This is a genomic window from Legionella sp. 227, from assembly GCF_043161935.1.
GTDB lineage: Bacteria > Pseudomonadota > Gammaproteobacteria > Legionellales > Legionellaceae > Legionella > Legionella sheltonii.
In genome coordinates, this window is the sequence record NZ_CP171154.1 from 847,657 (window position 1) to 866,035 (window position 18,379).

Genomic DNA, 18,379 nt, shown 5'->3' on the forward strand with positions numbered 1-18,379 from the left:
CATGTGAACAAATTGACCAATCAAGCCTATTTTTAATAATTCCTTAATAAAAAAATATTATTATTTTGTACATGATATTTAAACCACAGTGAGGTTAATCTGTGTTCAGCAAGCAATCTAAAACAAGGACTGATGCCGTCAATGAAAAAATCAGCCGCATTACGAAAGCGACTGAGGTACAAGACATACGATCTTTAGCAAGTTTCGATGAAATTTTGAGTAAAAATCCACACCGTGAGCATATTCAAGGTTATTTTGCTGAAATTCCATTATCTGAATATCAGACATTTGTACCTAATGGACCTCACTTCACTGATCGCTATGGTCAACCTTATGATGGTGGCCAGTTTGATGCGCCCTTATTCACCTTAAAAGAATGGCGTGACCATTGGCAAGAAGGGCACCCCGATATGGAACAGCCCGATTTATTAGTCAATGCAAACTGGTTTAATGTATGGACCTCCGGTGTGCCAAACGAGGGAGAAAAAATCAACCCTAGAAAACAAGCACGTACCTATCTTATTGGGTTATCCCTGAGTAACGGTGAGTTGGTATCTACCCATAAGGTGCTTGATCAAGAAAATGTTGGCCTAGATACGATTACCTTTGATGCATCAACTAAAAAAGCGGAGATCATTGCACATGCTCAAATTGATCTTGAATTAGAAAAAAATCCCGACTTTTATAATCAGAAAAATGCCGTATCAGGATTTATTATTCTTCAGGATAAAACCCAGCAAAAAACCCCTGACTTAAATAATAATCATTCAAATCGATTGCCACGCACCGGCGTAGGATACAAAAATAATGGCAAAACCCTGGTTGTAATGGTCATCCATAATCCTAATCGCAATTTTGGAGTCACCGCCGAGGAGTTTGCGGATCTATTTAAAGCACTCGGTTGTACCGATACAATCAATCTCGATAATAGCGGCTCAGCAGAGCTTTATTACACAGGCTTGGGTGAATTCGGTAAAAAATCAGTCACCGTGCAAACAAAAACATGTGATGCTGGAGCGCTAACCGAACGTCCTAAGCCAAATTGTTTGGGCTTTAAAAATGTAAGTCAATGCACCTTCTTTGCCCAGGATGACTCCGACATACCAACACGCAAAGAAAGTCTCGATACGCAGAAAAAATCAGCCAAAACTGATGATGATATAAGCTACACGTATTACATTAAACGCTAGTTTACGGTCGATTAAAATTGCTGTAGGCAATTTGCTCTCTCTCCTCTATAGAAATTGCATCGGAAGAAGAACTATCCGATGCAATTTTTAGCGTCAACTCCAGAGGAAATTTGCCCGGACTAAAGAAACTGTTATTATCGCGAGAGGCTTGAGCAAGCATATGAGAAGCATATTGAATTTTATAATATTCAGTGAAGTACGAACAAACTACCGCAATATGAAATCGTGAAGCAGTATCATGTATACGTCGGTCATTGAGATAGAGAGTGCGCTCATTGGAATTAGAAACGATAAGATTTGCTTGAGCTAAATTCAGCATATGAATCACGCGTTCCTTTGCTTCAACCGTCGGAAAGGTAACCCCTAACAGCTGATTTTTTGATAGAAAAGCGGGAAAAGAAACCTTATTTCCATCGACAACCAGGGCGCAAGTTTCTTGGGTCTCTTGTACCTCTTTGATTCCGTATCGACGCAAAAATACATCTCTTATTTCCTGATTTGGAAACTCAATTACCAATGATTTTTTATCACCATGAGTATATTCCGATAATTTGATGACTGGACCAAGAATACGCCGAATAAAATGATTCAATCGTTGGTTTAGCTCCGGTTGATTGGCACAATAGCGATCTATAATTTTAGTGAACCAAGTAGTGCATCGGTTATTTTCAGTAAGGAGCTGCTCCAGTTGATGATACACTTGCCGTACTTGTTTAGAGCTCCACGAATGGGAGGGGATCTTGTCTAATAAATGGCTTTGCTCACGCAAGATCTGGATAATCGATTGCAAACGAGGGTAATTTGGATGATTTCGAAGTTTATTTGATAAGGCTATAAGATCATTCATATCGATAAGCATCAATTTTAGTATGACGTTTTTTATTGACATTCTGTTTCCTTACAACGCTCCATGATTCACAGACTCTACCAAAATGAGCTTCATTATGTCTAATAATTCCATTGTGTCATTTTATTTATCACCATTTTCTATGGCTCTCTCTACATTCGCGAGCTGGAACCAGCATGGCTGAAATGTTCTAGGCCCTTAAAATAAATTCTTTACCCTTGTGGGTATTTTATGTACCCTGGCTTTTCCCAAATTTAATGAATAAGGATCTTTCATGGCCAATTTTTCTACTTTTAGCGTTTATGAAAAAGAAATGCGAGCGTTCATAGATAAAGTTGTCGAGACCACTTCCTTACAAAAGGATAAAATAACCACGTGGCTTTATAGTGATGGAGTAATGCAATTTCGTGGGGGGCAAGCTGCAGATTATTATCCTTATGTTAATGAAAATCTGAAAAAATTTAACCATAGGCCATTAATCTCCAAGCAACATTCGATGGGACAAATATTAACTGGCTTTATGACGCTTAAAAACGCATTTATCAACCAGTTTGCAAAAGAGGATCCCGAGCTCAAAATAAAGTTAGAACAATTATTTATTCTCAACCTTTATAGTGCCATTGAAAATCACTTACCCTTTATTGCCATACAAAGCGAAATATCTTCTGAATTGAACGCTTATCAAGATAAAAACGGTTCTCTTGAACCCAAAGAAGCACTTCAACTCACAATCACAATGTTTGAAGAAAAACGTTTAAAAAATCCTCAATTGGAGGAAGATTTTAAAAATCAATTAATTTTGATGAATGAGTTTTTAGATGATTTAAGTAAAAAATCACTCCCTTCAGACCAAAAATTCTTTAAACCAACTACCAATAACAATGGCACGACAACTACGACTGAGCAATTGACACCCAAATAAGTAAATGCTTTTTGCAGAATATAGGATACCCTAAACCCTCTCCAGGTGTGAGGAGAGGGGATTAGGCATCCCTCCACCCTTGTCGGGAAAAGGACTTATTTTTACAATTATTTGATGGAATCACTAAATTCAACGCGATTTCGTCCTAAAGTTTTAGCACGATACAAAGCGTCGTCAGCAAGCCTTATTAAGTAAGTGGGATCATCGTTCTGTGGAATACATCCAGCAACACCTAAGCTAATCGTTACAAAACGAGAAACATCTGAATCAGGATGAGGCAGTTTCAATGCATAAACAGCTTCACGTAATGTTTCCGCAAATTGGATAGCACCTGCAATAGGAGTATCTGGCAAAATACATGTAAATTCTTCACCACCATAGCGCGCAAGTAAATCGGTACCACGATTGATTGTCTCAGCTAACGCACGCGCAACGCACTTAAGGGCATCATCACCAGCTAAATGCCCCAGACTGTCGTTATAACGTTTAAAGAAATCGATGTCGATCATAATCAAGGAGATTGATTTGGCATAGCGCAAAGCACGCTTCCATTCATGTTTCAGGAAGTCGTCGAATCGACGACGATTGGCTACGCCAGTTAATCCATCCAGATAAGACATTTCTTGCAGCAAAACTTGCAGCTTCTTTTTTTCTGTAATGTCTTCTCCTACTCCCACATAATGTTGGATTTCTCCATAGTTATTAAAAACGGGGGCAAAACTCCAAGATTGCCAAAACGTACTACCATCCTTTCGGTGAAAGAGAAGTTCACCATTCCAGGATGCACCAGATCGAATAGTTTTTCGTAAATTACTAAGCGCCTTTCTTGGTGTTAGATTATTTTGGATAAAATCAGTTGTATGACCATAAAATTCTTCTTTCTCATAGCCTGACAATTTAATGAGTTGAGGATTAACGTAAATAATAGTTCTTTCTGTATCAACAATCAGCACGGATACTGGGCTCTGTTCAATAGCCGACTGCATTTCACGTAAACGATTTCGTTCCTGTATCGCTTGGGTTATATCATGAAATGCGATCACAATTCCTTTAGTGCTTTCTTTGAGTTTAATTGGCGTTGTAATTATAGAAACAGGAAAGCATGTACCGTCTTTCCGCCAAAAGTAATCATCATCACTCGCATAGGGTTTCTCGGTTTTTATGACTTCCAAATTTTTACAATCCTCAATCGGATAAGGAGCATGAGTATGATACGAATGATGAAAGAGTAAATGGGCATTTTTACCAAGCACTTCCGCTTCCTGATAGCCTAAAATACTGCAGGCAGCAGCATTGATAAACTCTATCGCAGCATCTTTATTGATAACGACTAACCCCTCGCCAAGTGCCGATGTAATGTCACGTAAATACTGCTCACTGAGTTCCACCTGTTTTTTCGCTTGTTGTAAAGCACGTGTTATTTTTGCATTGAGTTGCAGGGCTTCTTCCAGCTCTTGGGTACGTTTTTTTACCTTATCTTCAAGAAAAATTGTATTTTGAAATACTCCAAAATCTGTTCTTGGCGTATTCATATCTTGTTCTGCTCTATCAATCAATGCCTTGATAATCTTATTGAGGCGCTCGATTTCAGCCTGCAATTCCTGTGTATTTTTAGGCTTGCTTTTCTCAGACATCGCTATCTGTCCGTAATTCGCCTATTGCTAAGCCGGTGATGGTTTGATTGATATGAATTCCCTTAAATTGTTCTCCATAAGTGCTAAAACCAACGACATGATGATTCTGAAAAATTTTCTCTACGTCCTTTTTCAATCCTTCCCTTTGCATCTCCAGATTACGAAGGATGCAGTCACACGCTAGAACCAATTGCGGCGTACCTATAGATAATTTAATGTCTTGAAAGGTTTGCTCAATATTTTTTATAAGATCAATACCATGTGCGGCCATAAAAACTAGACCGTTATCAATTGCACAATAAAACTTTAAGCTTCCATCGGGATTAGCCTTTTGAATCGAACGTACATAATCAACTCCGTTGATGCGTATTACAAGTGGGGTCGCAGAAAACTGTTTGGGATCCAGTTTGTCAACGTGAGTATTGACGATACGCGCATATTCCTCCACTGCCGGATAGCCATTAATTTCATTAACAATGCGACGCTCAGGATCTGCTTGCGTCACAACCAGCTTTTCATTCCCACAAACGAAATGTTGTGATTTGAATAGCTTAAAAGGATAGATTGTATTGACTAAGACAAGCGCGACAGAATCAGTATGAAAAGCCCCATCGGCAAATATCCAGGTTTGCTTAAAATGCAAATCATCGCCTGCAGAACCACCAAAAAGTGCGATTTCTCCTAATGCATCTTGCAAAATATGAGTGATTTGCTCTTCGCGAAGGGATAATCCATCCACTAATAAAAAAGCAAAACTGTTTTCAGAATTAGTAGATGGTGCCTGTGCTTCAAGATGTTGAAGGAGATTATTGGCAAATACCTGTCCTTTGTCGTAATTAATATTTTTTATATCATTAAGATGTCCAGCCACAGCGGTAAAACCATCTGATGAAAAACTGACTCCTGAAAGAGAATGCTCTATATAACCGCTGGGTCCGATTTCACCTGCCGTTGTACATCCAATTACCTTTATATTTGGAAACAACTCATTTATTTGCTTGGCTATGACATCCAGGTCATATTGACTCGAGCAAAAAAATAGAACCAGTTCCATATTTGGTTGATGCACTGCAGCATAAAATTCCTTGACCGCTGCCTGGGGATCGTTTGCGGTTGACTGCCCTATACGAATAGATTGCTGAGTGCTCATCTAACATTCTCCATATTTTTTAGAGATGCACGTTGAAAAATAAGGTTTTAAAATTACTCTTAATTTATTGCAAACTTAAATATAAATATAGCATAGTTGGCGATCTGGGGCCAACGTAGGATGGACCTACGCCCATTTTAAAAATCAGAAGATGGGGCTTGTTGCTGAGACTCAAGATGTTTCACCAGTTTCGTGTAGCGTGGTAAAACATAATTTAAAGAGTGCATTTGCGATGATTGAAAAAATGAGACGTGTTGTGGCCCGCCTTTAGCTAAAATTAATTCTACTTCTTTATCTATTTTCATTTCTGTCTCCAGCCAACCTGATGCATCGTGTACTAATATTGGTAAAGCAGTAGCTTTAGATGATAAAGCCTGATTTAATTGACGACTGTACACTCTTAACTGGAATTTCAGAGCATCTTCAGTACACGTTTCAGCACTATAACCCAAGGTGTATAACTTATTTGTTGCTTTGGGTATCACCTTTGGCGAAGCAATTTCTATAAAATCATTAAATGAAAATGTCTGAGGGACTCCTTTTAAACAATTATAAACCACGGTCCCTTCACCACTCTCGACAACTCTCTTTTCACCTGTTGAGGGGATTTGAGATAAACCCATTTCATGTAAAGCCCTAAGAATTTTTAGATCCAGCTGGCCTTTAGCCGGTTTTTTTATTAAATCAATGGTAAAAGCTCCATCCATGAACGCAACTTCGTCCTTAATGAAGGATAAATCGGTATCTGCGTCTACATGAGTGATACTAACATTGCCTTTTTTATCGGCAATAATGAGTGCCACACATCCTTCTAACCCTACTGTAGCCGGGAATCCTTTTTGGGTCGCCGTTTTTCTCACTGTTTCATTTTGACCTGCAATCAACATGACCCTGGGTTCACGTTCAGTGATTTTTTTTTCTTCCATTTCTACACGCTACAACAATTTTAATTGTTTTAAGTATACTCGAAGCCCAGTCATTATAACCGATTTTCTTTCCTAAAAATTAACTGTATTTAGAACACGAGCTGGACTTCCTTATAAACATCCATTTATTTTAAGCATTATAAATAAACCATTAATAAAATCTTAAGTTTCACTCGTTACACTATATGTTTTATTGTTAATCTAAAAGGATAAAATATGCCTTTTGTTATAAAAGTATCAGAAGACAATGCGGTTCAATATTCTCCAGACCAATCAACCTTTTATCGATTGCACCCAGAATTTGATAAGTCATTTCAGACAGATACAACTACTTATGAACCTATTATCATCGATCCTAAAGAAGAGGTTATTCTAGAATCAATCGGTATACACCATTGTCATACGGTGATTGTAAAAGATCGTACGCATAATAATTTTTTTATGCTGCATGTATCACCACAAGCACTGAGAAGACCCTATGATCCAGTAAATAAATTGGCGGGAACAGTGGTAAGCACTGGCATGTATGGTATGTTTTCCATGAATTTTGATGCATCCCTGACCAATAGTAAAAAACCAGCCTACATCGATTTAGATCCACACTATTACGGCAGCAAAGCGATCGGAACTCATCCTGACTCCGAATTAGAAGTGATTGTGGTTGTAAATGCTGAGTATTGGAATGTAAAAAAAGTCCAACAAGAAATTTTAGAGACATTACAAGAGCGAATTCCAGGAAAAGTCGTCAAGTCTAATGTAATTATTAATAACGCCTTGGAGCATGCTTACTATTACAGCACTGCATTTGATCCGAAATCTGAATCTTTAACAGTCATCTCAAGAAATGGTTTATATACCGAACCTTATAAGAACGCTTTTGACAATAATGTACACCAATATACTGATGATATCCTTCCAGAAGATAAACAAATGGAGCTGAGAAGCCAGTTAAAGAGTTTACAGGATGAAGCTCAAAAAATTTCACAGTCTATATTAGAATCAATTGACCCCTATGGAACAATAGAGCAGTTTGTTTTAAAGCCATCAAATGAACTGAGCTCCTTGATGCAAGACAAAAGAACTGAACTTGAAAAAATCATTAAGGGAATAGAAGCGGTAATGAGTGAAAGTAAAAATCCAGTACTCAATCTAGGGAGTCCAACTTTGTACGAGACGTATAAGCAACTGGGTTTTCTGCATTTATTTGCTGGGAATTATGAGCAAAGTGTATCCTATTTTAGTAAAGTAGCCCTTTACGCAGCCAACATGAGCAAAGCCGAATTCGATGATGATAAGAGTCGCTACGCAGCGCTTACTGGCGCCATTTATGAGCGCCTTGGAGATCTTGAACAAGCTTATATTTTTTATAAGGACGCGCTATTAGGCTGTTATTATAGGGAACGCCTTGATGCCGATCTGCGATTTGCCCGTGTTGCATCCCAACTTAAAGGAAAAGAAGTGGAGGCTCTGGAGGCTATAATTCATGCCAAAAACATTTTCATTGATTTAATTGATCGCGTTGAAAATCAGTCACCACCCAAGAAAGAAGAAATACTTAACGCCTTAAAAATAAGAGGCGCTGTCTGTGATACTCAACTTAGTTCATTAAAAGAACATTTAATCGAACACCACCATGAGAGCCCTGAATTACAGCAGGAGTTTGATAAACATTTTGCCCTATCAACCTACACAATCTAACTTTGAACGATGTTATGGGATCTTAAGCCCCATAACATCATGGGTTACTCGAACCAAAACGGTTCTTTAGCTTAACATTTAAATGCGCAAAATGTTCTGTCATCGTGATCCTCGGACTTAGCATTCAGCGACTCCACATGGGGATAACTGCATAAAAAATTTATACCTGCTTCAATTTCTTGAAGCTGTTTATCTGCCATAAATCGTCCGTCCACATAGAGACTGTAGGCTGTAATTGCAAAAACTAAAGTGGATACAAGCATCATTCCTAAACCAAGAAGGGCCGTACCCAAGGGGGCAGTAAATACAGTAAGCCCAAATAGAACAACTCCAAGGCCGCCAGCAGTAGCAATTATGGAATTAGCGAGCATATTAATACCGCCAAAACACTTACTTGCTTTTTTATCTTCTTCTAGGTCAGACTTTAATCGAGCAAAGAGATTAGTTAAGGGTTTAAAGTCTGAAGCAGGATTATAATGGTCATCGGATAGTGTCTTATTTAATACCTCTGCAATGAGTGTCTCTAAAGATTTGGTGTCTAAATTTTCTACCACCGCTTTTAATTCATGGAGGCTTGCAGTAATTTTTGAGATATGCTTCTTTAGCTGCAATAATGCTTGATATTTATTTATTTCCCAATTTAAAGTTTCTTTGGCTATAAGTTTCTGTCGGATGGCTTTTTCAGCAGGCGTTTGAAAAAAATTTGGAAAGTAAATTGTGGAAATGATCATAATAGAACTTCTTCGGTTATTATTTTAGCGCATTATAAAAATGGAATACTTCTTTTTCAAGGGATCTCACCCCGTTTCTAGCGCCCCTAAAAAGTAATTCATACATTGACTCCTGCAATAATATGACTCATTGAATTGACACCTCAACAGCGTCCGTAATGCATTGTTCCTATTGCTTATTAAGCAGTACAATCGGGTTTTAATTGATACAAAAAGAACCGAAAATCACCCAAAAAAATTATTTTTTTACTAAAAGTAATCTTTAAGTATAATGTGGGCAATATTTTATTCTTAGGATCAAAAATGGCTAAAAATACTCTTTTTAACTTTCTTTCTCAAAATGAGTCTATTGTCCAGTTACCTCAAGGACATAAATTGATATTAGGCTTCAATAAAAGCAGCCAACACTATTATTACCGTATTGAACTGCCTATTGAAAAATTTAGTATAAAAGACCAAGAGAACATGTATACATTGGATAACCATCACCTGAGTGTGTATGAAAATGAAAATCGTCAAAATCCCAAATTAAGTCAATACCATTACACTGCTGAATTTATCAACCCTTCGGGTGAGCGTTATCGTCTTCATGTGTATTTCAATGCGTTCGATGAATTAATTCAAAATATTGCCTTTGAGAAGGCGACTGTTGATGGCTATAAGTTAATCGACAGTACCCATATGAGAAATCAACTAATCATTTTAGCACTAAGACACACTGAACCGCTGATCAATAATTTAAGACAACAACATCAGGAAAAAATTAAAGATTTAGAAACTCATTACCAGGATTGCGATCAAAGGCTCTTAAAACATTTTGATTCAGAACAACAAAATACTACCGAAATATTGGAACTTACCGAAGAAGCCTGTGGCGTGTTAAGGGAGCTGCTCCCACTTGTCCGCTCATCCAGTTACACAGAGGCTCTTCGCTTTCATGAAGCGACCGCTCGTTCCCTTAAGAAAGCCCCTAGCACCTCGGTTGAACTGATTACCAGCACCCCAAGTACTCATGGGGATAATCATGTCGAAGATATTGTGGAAGAAGTACCTAATCCTCAAGATGAAGCTTCTTTAAAAGATGAAGCATCTTCACACGATAAAGCGGCGCAAAAAGAAGCTAACCCCTCATATGAAAAAGCGACCCAAAGCACCAAAACCAAAGTTTTGATTATTGATAAATTAGCCGAGGAACTACGGGCGCTAGATATTCAGTTTGAAGAATTGAGTAAAGCATCCAGAGAGGTTCAGGCAAAAAAAATCGAACAATTATTGGCAAAAACTTATGAAATTAACCTGACCTATGAACGTCATATCCAATTGAAGGATTTGCATCAGTTACAAAAAATCCGTCGAAAACTGCAGAAACTTGAAGCGGATTTATTACCTAGTTTATTGTTTGGCAATCAATTTGAACTGGCTGCGTTGTTAACCTCAAGCCATCATCTCTTGCGCGCTGAGAAATTCCTCGCTGTCGCGTTACAAACAGGTAATTCAAGGCTTCTTGATTTTATTTTGACGTATGGCGATATTGACTTAAATAACCAACGGGTTACCGTGTTCAAAAAATCATTCGCCTCCGCTGTACATGCCTGTCTGCAAGAGGATAGCCCCTCACATCCTATGAGTGAATGCCTCTCTGTTCTTATTAAACACGGAGCATCTCTGTTTGCTCCCGACAATAAAGGATTGCCTCTTGTTTATTCAATTCTCACCGGGGATACACATCCACTAAGAAAAGCTTTATTTATGAATCGCGCCAGGACGATTGAATCCGTTGAATTTTTCAAAAAATTGAACGCGTTGCTTCGAGTTTATTTAACACGAGAGACACTGAGTATTGAAGACAAAAGCGCTATAGAGTCTGATCTAAAAAGCTTTGAGTCTCAATTGGAAAACTTGCAAACTCTGGGTATGGAAGACCCAAGTTCGCGTTTTTTAATGAAACGGGTGAACCACCTAGAAGAACGATTCGTTGGGGCAATCTTAAGTCAATTGCGGCAAGACCCAGAGATAATCGATTTAAACAAAAAAGTTCAAAAAGCTGCCGCTATGCTAAACTCTAAACTCAGTAAGCACCAACTACGACAGGCAAAAATTCATGTCTCTAATCATATTGAAAGCCTAGAGAAAGTATTGGCCAAAATCGATGTAATGAGTTTTGGTTTTGATTTTCTTAAAACTAAAGCGATTGAAGGTTTGAACAACCATTTAGAATTAATCCAAAAAAAATCTGAACTCCTCGATATTCAAAGTGAGATACTGCGTTATCGAAATAGAAAGGCCAATAAAAACTACAAAGATCTTATGCGCCAACAAAATGTTTTACTGCAAGAAATAAAGGAATTAGAGAAAGAAAATCCTCTGATGCAAGATTTTGAGGCACTGGATGATTCGTTAGAAGCATTTAGCTCACTGCAGCAAGCGCTTAAAAGCCTAAGCCAAGAGCTTGAGCCCCTAAAGGGAATGAGTGAATTATTGAATCAATTCTCCAGTATATTTTCCTTTCCAAAAAGCAGCACAGCGGATTCACTCACTGAAGCCGATGAAGACAAAGAAAATGATGAAGTTCTTGCGAAATTCGAAAAGGATCTTGAAGATCTCCAAGAGCTCTTGAATAAACCAAGCTCTTCATTTTAGTTGTTCCTAATCGTAATCCGGGTTTATTCTAAAACCCGGATTACGCCTTCATCGAGGCGACAATACCTAAGGCAATGCAAAATGCCAATTCATTGCTTTGGACAAGCCTTCGAGCATGATTTCACCACGGATGCTATTGCCTTTGGCATTCACTTTGGGACTAAGCACTACAATCCCTGCTTTACCAGGAACGACTGCAATAGTGTAGCCGGATACGCCGCTTTTAGCGGGCATCCCAGTTTTGACCATATGGGTGCCTGTTTCATCATAGAGTCCACAGGTTGCCATAATCGCTAAAGTAATTTTAGTGGTTTCAGTAGAAATAATTTGTTCCCCAGAGTTTGGGTCCCTTCCTGCATTCGCTAATAGGGTAGGCAGGAAAAGCATTTGTTCTAAATTGGCTTCATAGGAACAAAGTGCAAAATACAAATCCAAAGTTTCATGAACATCTGCGCCAAGATTGCTTCTACTCTTGAGTAAATAGGCAAGAGCACGGTTACGATTACCTGTGCGTTTTTCAGAAGCAAAAACGAGGGGATTAATACTGAGACGTTGATTAAACAATTTTTGTGTCCAATGTTCTAACCAACCAAATTGCTGCTCGCCTTTTCCCGGAATATGAGAGCATAAGGTAATCGCCCCAGCGTTCAACATGGGATTTGATGGCTTGGGACCAAATTGTTCCAAACGGGTAATTGACGCAAAATCATCTCCAGAAGGTTCTACTTTAACCCATTCAAACACTTGCTCCCCATACTCTTCAAGTAGTCCAATCAAAGGAATCATCTTGGCTGTACTTTGCAATGTTACGGGACTCAACGGGCTATTACTGTAAAAAAGCAGTTGCCCACCTAAGGGTTGTACAGCAATTGCAGTCAAGTCTTGATTCACATTAGCAAGCTCTGGAATATAATCCGCCGTTTTACCCTCTTGATTCACCTCTGCGGTATGAACTAAATCTTCTAACAAATTGATGGTAAGCAATGATGACATGATACCCTTAGACTGAAAAAGCAGCCATTATGATAAATTTAGCACATTAAAACAAATAAATTTGCAAACCGGATTAATTAAAAACTTAATGAAGAGTAGAGCATTTAAGTAGCAACCGCAAATGCGACTAGAGCACGGTTATAGGACGAAAAAAATCTTCTTATTGCTTAGGCAGCTCAATTTTTCCAATATCTTCATGAATTTCTTCAATATTGGTTTGCGCTTGCGTTTTTAATTTAAAAAAGATTGGGTCTGCAGGAACATGAGTATACTTGCTATACATTTTCACAGGTAGCGCAATAATTAAATTCAGTATCACTCTTCCAAGCCATGTTCTAAATTTTATGTCTAATGTTTTATTCTCCATTAAATGAGTTACAATTTCTGCCATTTCAGCTTTACATTGTGACTTGATTTCCTTCAGTTTGCTGCCTGGATTCTTTGATAAATAGTCCTTTTTACATTCTTCTTTCGCATTGTTGATTTGACTTTCTAGCAAACCTTTAACTCTTATTAAATGGACGATACGATCGTCATCTGCATTTTTTCCACGAATTCTCTCTATTTCTCTTTCAATTCTACCCTGAATCGTTGCAGCTGCGGTAAAGAACGGATCCTTTGTTACACGATCAGACGCTTTTAGTATTTTCCTTTTTTGTTCTCTTTCCTCTTCTTGTTTTACTTTTTCTTCCTTTAAATTCTGAGCCTTTGTCATAATTTTTGGAAAATCAGCTTTAAAAATTTCTACAGACAGTAACGATGGACTAACAGCTGTGGTTACTTTTGCTGATGCTTCTCGCAGCTTCTCAGCCAAATCCATAGCTAACGGTAGCTTTTCGGGTGATTGAACATCAAAAAACGTACATGCCTTTTCTAAAAAAGCATGGGCATCAAGAAAAAATTTATCGCTTCCAGCTATTTTTGCGGATCCTCTTAGGAGACCAACAGTCATTTGTCTAAAACCAGACCATGATTCCATTAACTCTAATAATTCTGCTGGCTTAGGTAAATGCAAGGAGAAAATACTTTCCCATTTTTTCGTGGATACAAGCCATGGCTCCATAATCTGTTTTGACGTTGCCATAATGCCCCCCCTCCACTACATCTCATACATACAGTTTACCTTTTTATTATTAACAAAATATGACGCTGCTTTTTTTGAAGTTAAAATGACCCTTGGTCGTTTTTCTTTGAGTTTTTAATTGATTTAATGCCGTTCCTTATCTTGAAATCAATGAGGGAGGTTTAGTATTCGTATTGATGAAGGTAGTTCATCCGCCACTAAAGCCATGCGTTCCACGATAGATTTCGCTCCAGCAACTGCCGCAACCCATAAAGAACACACAAAAGTAATGGACCTATTTGACAGGTATGAGACCAGTCTACTATATGTTTTATACGGAGGTAAAAAAAGGGTTCACAATGCCAGGATGCTCACGCTGTGAGTCTATTGATTCATACGTATTGGAGGGGAAAGTATTTCTCCATATTATAACCCCCACAGGCCATACATTTTCCAAATTAAAATCCGGGTTGGAGGCTGAATTTAATTTGGGAGCATTAGATCGCGGCTACCTCTACCTCGATCTGCCCCCTGAGCAATTTGATCACTTTGCTACCTTAGTCAAGGCATTATTAAGCCAACAGGAACTCAACGACTCCAGTGTTATCATGCTGTATGATAATCAAACCAGCATCAGCCCTGCAGAGGCGCTCAAGGCGACACGAACGCTGGCTTCCTTTGTAAATATGGCCTCTGCACAATGGCTGGTTCACATGCTAGACCAAAACCTGCTCAAAATCTGGTTTCAACCAATAGTTTCAAGTGTAACGCATGAAATTTATGCTCACGAATGTCTGCTCCGCGCGGAACAAGACGGAAAAACCATCGGTGCCCTGGATATTCTTTCTAGTGCCAAAGAAGCGGATATGCTGTTTATACTCGATCGCCATGCCCGTATCAACGCCATTAACACCGCAAGCAAGCACAAAAAAAAGCTCGAACGGCTGTTCATCAACTTCAATCCTACATCCATTTACGATCCCCAATTCTGTCTGCGTACCACTGATGAAGCAGTAAAGCAGGCACAATATAAGCCCGAGCAAATCGTATTTGAAATCACTGAATCAGGCCTTGTGGATGATAGAGAGCACTTGGTGCGTATTACGCAATTTTACCGGGAGAGGGGTTACCGTATCGCCCTCGATGATTTAGGCTCAGGATATAGCTCGCTTAATATGCTCCATGACCTTCACCCCGATCTGGTCAAGCTGGATATGGAACTGATCCGCGACATTCATAACTCACCAGTCAAACAGGTCATGGTTGAAAAAATCATTGAAATAGCTCAACAAATAGGCATAAAAACTGTTGCTGAGGGTGTCGAAACCCAGGAAGAACTGGATTGCCTGAAGCATTATCCGATTGATTATTATCAGGGCTACTACTTTGGCAAACCTGAGCCAATATAGGCGGCTGTGATGGAGCATTGGCCCAACTTTGCCTCATTTTATTCAATGAGCATTTCTGTAATTACTGGGTGATCTCAGGAATAGCTTGTTCTCTGCAGAAATCTTCTTGCACTTACCCACTGCGCTCATCACTTTAAATAGTCGTTCCCAATAGTTTTCTTTTGATTTCATTTCAAGCTCCTCTTTTTGAGAAACTCTGTTTATGCATTTTTTAGTTTACTGGTAGGTGTATTTGGCCAAACGCACTATGTTTATCCTTTTCAAGAGAATCTCTCCAAGCTTGTTCCTCAGACTCCGTTTCAAAAATTTCTGTGTCTGACTTTTCTGAGTGCTCTTCTGCTACTTTTTTATGTTTAGGCACTGGCATACTGCTGGGTTTATTCTTAAGTTGATTAATACGTTCCACCGCATGGGGTTGAGGATTGAGATAGATTTTCATAAGAGTCCCTTTATTAGTCATTGTGACTATAAGTATAGCTCTTTTAGTCATAGCAAAGTTGAGGATGTTGGATGTTTGAAAACGGTTGGATTTGAGTGAAGATTGGGCGCAAAAATAATATCGGCCGAGGAGCGGAGCATGCATCAGTTTCTGATGCTTTTGAAGCATTATTTTTGCGCAAATACAGCCATTTCAGCGAATTGGAGGGCAACGCATTTTAATTCGCTCTTGGTGGCCGGCCATTATATGAAGCAACCCGAGCACCCCATTCTAACAGATTTTTATTGCAATCATCTTTATCTAAAATCACCTCGATAAAGCATAAGGCATCTGTTTTCTTTGCTTCTACGATTGCATCCAAAAGCGCTTGATGCGTTGGTGCTTTAAAAGCTCGAGCTTTGGCCTGCTGCCCATTAAAAACCTCCACTAAATCAGCATAATGCCAATTGTTAATCACATTGTATGGGCCATCATGAATTTGAACCTCAATGGTATAAGACGCATTATTCATTAAAAAGATAATGGGTTTATAACCATAACGAATGAGCGTTGACAGTTCTTGAGCACTCATTTGGAAAGAACCATCACCAATCAACGCAATAACGCGCTTTTTATTATGAAGCGCTGCCTGCATACCCAAAAGTGCTCCTACAGACCAACCAATCGATCCATATTGCATTTGAATTTCAAATGGGCAGTTTTCGGGTAAATTAAGACGCATGCCATTAAACCAGGAATCCCCAGTCTCCGCCAAAATTCCGTAATCACTACTTAATAGTTTCTGAATTTGTCCAAACAGGAATCGTGTAGTGAGCGGTGAGTTTAAATCATCCGGCTCGTGATACAAGGGGGCAGATCCTGCGATGCGTTTATAAGCTTTCACTGAAGCATCATTGCCCTTCAATTTATCCTTAAGACCACGCAAAAACTCATTCATGTACACTTCGGTATATACTTTACCTGCAACAGAAACACTACCATCAGCTATGACAATAAGCTTCTTGGGTTGGATATTACACATATGACCAACCGTGGTGTAATCGTTAAAATTAGGCCCTATAAAGAAATAAAGGTCGCTTGATTCGACAATTTCTGCACATCCTGGGGAGCTGACTGGTCCCCAATAAATGCCAATATAATTGGGATGTTGTTCTGAGACAAAGCCCTTTGCATCAGGCATTGCAGCGAGGGCATAACCGCAGGAATGGCTTAAGGCTTCAATCATCGCCGTAGCCTCACAGGGGCGCGATTTACTTCCTGCGATTAACACAGGCTTGACTGCAGAATTAAGGTGATCGGCTGCATCTTCAATTGCGGCAGCAAGAGAAGAGGTATCACTCAAACGTTTGACATTCAGCGCCCGCTGCGTTGGTGGGGAAACACTTGCTCCAGCAATGTTGCATGCAATTTCAATGTAAACAGGCTTTTTCTTTTCAAGTGCAATGGCAATGGCAGAATCAATTTGCATGGGCGCATCGCCAGGTCTATGAATAAATACGCTATGTGCTGTAATTTTCGCAAATATTTCACGGACATAGCTGTAATTTTCCGTTGCCAGCGTATGGTGTAAAATTTCCGCATCCTGCACCGAGTTTGTATTAGGCCCCCCGGAGATCACAATGATCGGCAAATTCTCAGCGTAAGCCCCTGCAACTGCATTAACCGCACTCAAGCCCCCAACGCTATAGGTTACAACCAGTGCCGAAACCCCTTTGATACGCGCATAACCATCTGCTGCATAACCTGCATTCAATTCATTACAACAATTAATCATGTGCAGGGAGTCGTTTTTTAAGAACTCGTCGAGCAAGCCCAGATTGTAGTCCCCAGGAATTGCAAAATAATCATTTATTCCCAATTCTTGGAGGCGTTGCGCAAGATAAGTGCCTACCGTAGCCATAAAAAATCCTTTTGCGGAAATACTGCTTAAGAAGTAAATTTATTATGGCAGTGGCCTGCTCTTTCTTCAAGGAATTCTTTGAAACGCCTTAAATCCCCCTGAGCTGATCAATCTCCACTAAAAGATAGCATTTCAAATGATCTGAACGCTTTATCATATACGCTGTCATCCCCGCGCAGGCAGCAATCCATTCTTCAAAAAAGTTCATAACTCGATTAAGTTTGGCCAGGCCACACTTCTTAGCAATTTCAAACGACTTCGATTTCAACAGGTGCAGTGCCTTTTATACCGAGTTTCTTAGCGGCAGCAAAGGATAAATCAATGATTCTGTTCGATAAAAAAGGACCTCGATCAGTAATCCGAACCACAATCGTCCGGCCATTATTGAGGTTTTTAACCCGTACTCGTGTAGCAAATGGGAGTGTTGGATGAGCTGCTGTCATCGCATACATGTTGTAGCGCGTTCCGCTCGATGTTTTTTGATTCCGAGCATGTGACCCATACCAGGAAGCAACTCCTTTTGCTTTGTAATTTTTGGCAGATTTCATCACATGATATGTTTTACCTCTGACCACATAGTGATCCGGACCATTAGCTTGTTGATGAACACAAGCAACCAGTAGCATCGGGAGTATGCCGGTAATGAGACGTTTAATGGTTAATAAAATTTCATTATAATTCATAAGTTATCTTCTACTTCCACACCAGATATTTGACATATAAACAATTAAAAAGTTATCGAGATGACCTCTATAAAAAACTTAATTTAAAAAATTAATCGATCACGAAGGAGGTCACAATACACCAAGATAAATCTATTTTTAATCAAAAAAATTG

Annotated in this window: 16 protein-coding genes; 5 read left to right on the plus strand and 11 right to left on the minus strand. The window is 39.1% G+C overall.

What is annotated here, in order from left to right; translation table 11 throughout:
* Positions 1 to 101: 101 nt before the first annotated feature.
* Positions 102 to 1,190 (plus strand): phosphodiester glycosidase family protein, encoded by a 1,089-nt coding sequence (locus tag ACF8MK_RS03670; RefSeq protein WP_392538213.1) that lies wholly within the window; start codon positions 102 to 104, stop codon positions 1,188 to 1,190.
* Position 1,191: 1 nt separating this feature from the next.
* Here the strand turns inward: ACF8MK_RS03670 and ACF8MK_RS03675 are convergent, their stop codons facing one another.
* The gene (locus ACF8MK_RS03675) at positions 1,192 to 2,079 is read right to left on the minus strand and encodes a hypothetical protein (protein WP_392538214.1); all 888 of its coding nucleotides are present in this window, start codon (positions 2,077 to 2,079) and stop codon (positions 1,192 to 1,194) included.
* 232 nt (positions 2,080 to 2,311) lie between these two features.
* Here ACF8MK_RS03675 and ACF8MK_RS03680 point away from each other — a divergent pair, with 232 nt between their 5' ends.
* Positions 2,312 to 2,959, plus strand: coding sequence for a hypothetical protein (locus ACF8MK_RS03680; protein ID WP_392538215.1), 648 nt, complete (start codon positions 2,312 to 2,314; stop codon positions 2,957 to 2,959).
* A gap of 107 nt (positions 2,960 to 3,066) precedes the next feature.
* On the opposite strand, the gene ACF8MK_RS03685 is transcribed toward ACF8MK_RS03680, so the two are convergent.
* The 3 genes from ACF8MK_RS03685 to ACF8MK_RS03695 form a co-directional block, all read right to left on the minus strand.
* The gene (locus ACF8MK_RS03685) at positions 3,067 to 4,593 is read right to left on the minus strand and encodes a diguanylate cyclase (protein WP_392538216.1); all 1,527 of its coding nucleotides are present in this window, start codon (positions 4,591 to 4,593) and stop codon (positions 3,067 to 3,069) included.
* Entirely contained in the window at positions 4,586 to 5,743 is a 1,158-nt protein-coding gene (gene nosP, locus ACF8MK_RS03690) for a nitric oxide-sensing protein NosP (protein WP_392538217.1), read from the minus strand. The genes ACF8MK_RS03685 and nosP overlap by 8 nt, the downstream gene beginning before the upstream one ends.
* Before the next feature lie 137 nt (positions 5,744 to 5,880).
* A complete protein-coding gene (locus ACF8MK_RS03695) occupies positions 5,881 to 6,669 on the minus strand; it encodes a hypothetical protein (protein WP_392538218.1) in 789 nt (262 codons plus the stop codon).
* 216 nt (positions 6,670 to 6,885) lie between these two features.
* Here ACF8MK_RS03695 and ACF8MK_RS03700 point away from each other — a divergent pair, with 216 nt between their 5' ends.
* The gene (locus ACF8MK_RS03700) at positions 6,886 to 8,367 is read left to right on the plus strand and encodes a tetratricopeptide repeat protein (RefSeq protein ID WP_392538219.1); all 1,482 of its coding nucleotides are present in this window, start codon (positions 6,886 to 6,888) and stop codon (positions 8,365 to 8,367) included.
* Positions 8,368 to 8,438: 71 nt separating this feature from the next.
* Here ACF8MK_RS03700 and ACF8MK_RS03705 read toward each other — a convergent pair whose 3' ends face one another.
* Positions 8,439 to 9,098: a hypothetical protein gene (locus tag ACF8MK_RS03705; RefSeq protein ID WP_392538220.1), complete on the minus strand. Its 660-nt coding sequence runs from the start codon at positions 9,096 to 9,098 to the stop codon at positions 8,439 to 8,441.
* A gap of 303 nt (positions 9,099 to 9,401) precedes the next feature.
* On the opposite strand from ACF8MK_RS03705, the gene ACF8MK_RS03710 reads away from it, so the two are divergent.
* Complete coding sequence (locus ACF8MK_RS03710) at positions 9,402 to 11,738, plus strand: hypothetical protein (protein WP_392538221.1); 2,337 nt, start codon at positions 9,402 to 9,404, stop codon at positions 11,736 to 11,738.
* A 66-nt stretch (positions 11,739 to 11,804) separates the two neighbouring features.
* On the opposite strand, the gene glsA is transcribed toward ACF8MK_RS03710, so the two are convergent.
* Positions 11,805 to 12,734: a glutaminase A gene (gene glsA / locus ACF8MK_RS03715; protein ID WP_392538912.1), complete on the minus strand. Its 930-nt coding sequence runs from the start codon at positions 12,732 to 12,734 to the stop codon at positions 11,805 to 11,807.
* A 157-nt stretch (positions 12,735 to 12,891) separates the two neighbouring features.
* The gene (locus ACF8MK_RS03720) at positions 12,892 to 13,815 is read right to left on the minus strand and encodes a hypothetical protein (protein ID WP_392538222.1); all 924 of its coding nucleotides are present in this window, start codon (positions 13,813 to 13,815) and stop codon (positions 12,892 to 12,894) included.
* A 338-nt stretch (positions 13,816 to 14,153) separates the two neighbouring features.
* Between ACF8MK_RS03720 and ACF8MK_RS03725 the strand changes: the two genes are divergently transcribed.
* On the plus strand, positions 14,154 to 15,203 hold the full coding sequence (locus ACF8MK_RS03725; protein ID WP_392538223.1) for an EAL domain-containing protein: 1,050 nt from the start codon (positions 14,154 to 14,156) through the stop codon (positions 15,201 to 15,203).
* A gap of 42 nt (positions 15,204 to 15,245) precedes the next feature.
* Here ACF8MK_RS03725 and ACF8MK_RS03730 read toward each other — a convergent pair whose 3' ends face one another.
* The 4 genes from ACF8MK_RS03730 to ACF8MK_RS03745 form a co-directional block, all read right to left on the minus strand.
* Positions 15,246 to 15,374: a hypothetical protein gene (locus tag ACF8MK_RS03730; protein ID WP_392538224.1), complete on the minus strand. Its 129-nt coding sequence runs from the start codon at positions 15,372 to 15,374 to the stop codon at positions 15,246 to 15,248.
* A 40-nt stretch (positions 15,375 to 15,414) separates the two neighbouring features.
* Entirely contained in the window at positions 15,415 to 15,642 is a 228-nt protein-coding gene (locus ACF8MK_RS03735; protein WP_392538225.1) for a hypothetical protein, read from the minus strand.
* 217 nt (positions 15,643 to 15,859) lie between these two features.
* Entirely contained in the window at positions 15,860 to 17,542 is a 1,683-nt protein-coding gene (locus ACF8MK_RS03740; protein ID WP_392538226.1) for a thiamine pyrophosphate-binding protein, read from the minus strand.
* Between the two features lie 248 nt (positions 17,543 to 17,790).
* Complete coding sequence (locus ACF8MK_RS03745) at positions 17,791 to 18,225, minus strand: septal ring lytic transglycosylase RlpA family protein (protein WP_392538227.1); 435 nt, start codon at positions 18,223 to 18,225, stop codon at positions 17,791 to 17,793.
* Positions 18,226 to 18,379: the final 154 nt, after the last annotated feature.

Coding starts and splice junctions, on each gene's coding strand:
- ACF8MK_RS03685 (WP_392538216.1), bottom strand. CDS start 4,593: ATGTCTGAGAAAAGCAAGCCTAAAAATACACAGGAATTGCAGGCTGAA.
- ACF8MK_RS03680 (WP_392538215.1), top strand. CDS start 2,312: ATGGCCAATTTTTCTACTTTTAGCGTTTATGAAAAAGAAATGCGAGCG.
- ACF8MK_RS03745 (WP_392538227.1), bottom strand. CDS start 18,225: ATGAATTATAATGAAATTTTATTAACCATTAAACGTCTCATTACCGGC.
- ACF8MK_RS03710 (WP_392538221.1), top strand. CDS start 9,402: ATGGCTAAAAATACTCTTTTTAACTTTCTTTCTCAAAATGAGTCTATT.
- ACF8MK_RS03700 (WP_392538219.1), top strand. CDS start 6,886: ATGCCTTTTGTTATAAAAGTATCAGAAGACAATGCGGTTCAATATTCT.
- ACF8MK_RS03695 (WP_392538218.1), bottom strand. CDS start 6,669: ATGGAAGAAAAAAAAATCACTGAACGTGAACCCAGGGTCATGTTGATT.
- ACF8MK_RS03735 (WP_392538225.1), bottom strand. CDS start 15,642: ATGAAAATCTATCTCAATCCTCAACCCCATGCGGTGGAACGTATTAAT.
- ACF8MK_RS03740 (WP_392538226.1), bottom strand. CDS start 17,542: ATGGCTACGGTAGGCACTTATCTTGCGCAACGCCTCCAAGAATTGGGA.
- ACF8MK_RS03720 (WP_392538222.1), bottom strand. CDS start 13,815: ATGGCAACGTCAAAACAGATTATGGAGCCATGGCTTGTATCCACGAAA.
- ACF8MK_RS03675 (WP_392538214.1), bottom strand. CDS start 2,079: ATGTCAATAAAAAACGTCATACTAAAATTGATGCTTATCGATATGAAT.
- ACF8MK_RS03725 (WP_392538223.1), top strand. CDS start 14,154: ATGCCAGGATGCTCACGCTGTGAGTCTATTGATTCATACGTATTGGAG.
- ACF8MK_RS03705 (WP_392538220.1), bottom strand. CDS start 9,098: ATGATCATTTCCACAATTTACTTTCCAAATTTTTTTCAAACGCCTGCT.
- nosP (WP_392538217.1), bottom strand. CDS start 5,743: ATGAGCACTCAGCAATCTATTCGTATAGGGCAGTCAACCGCAAACGAT.
- ACF8MK_RS03730 (WP_392538224.1), bottom strand. CDS start 15,374: ATGAAATCAAAAGAAAACTATTGGGAACGACTATTTAAAGTGATGAGC.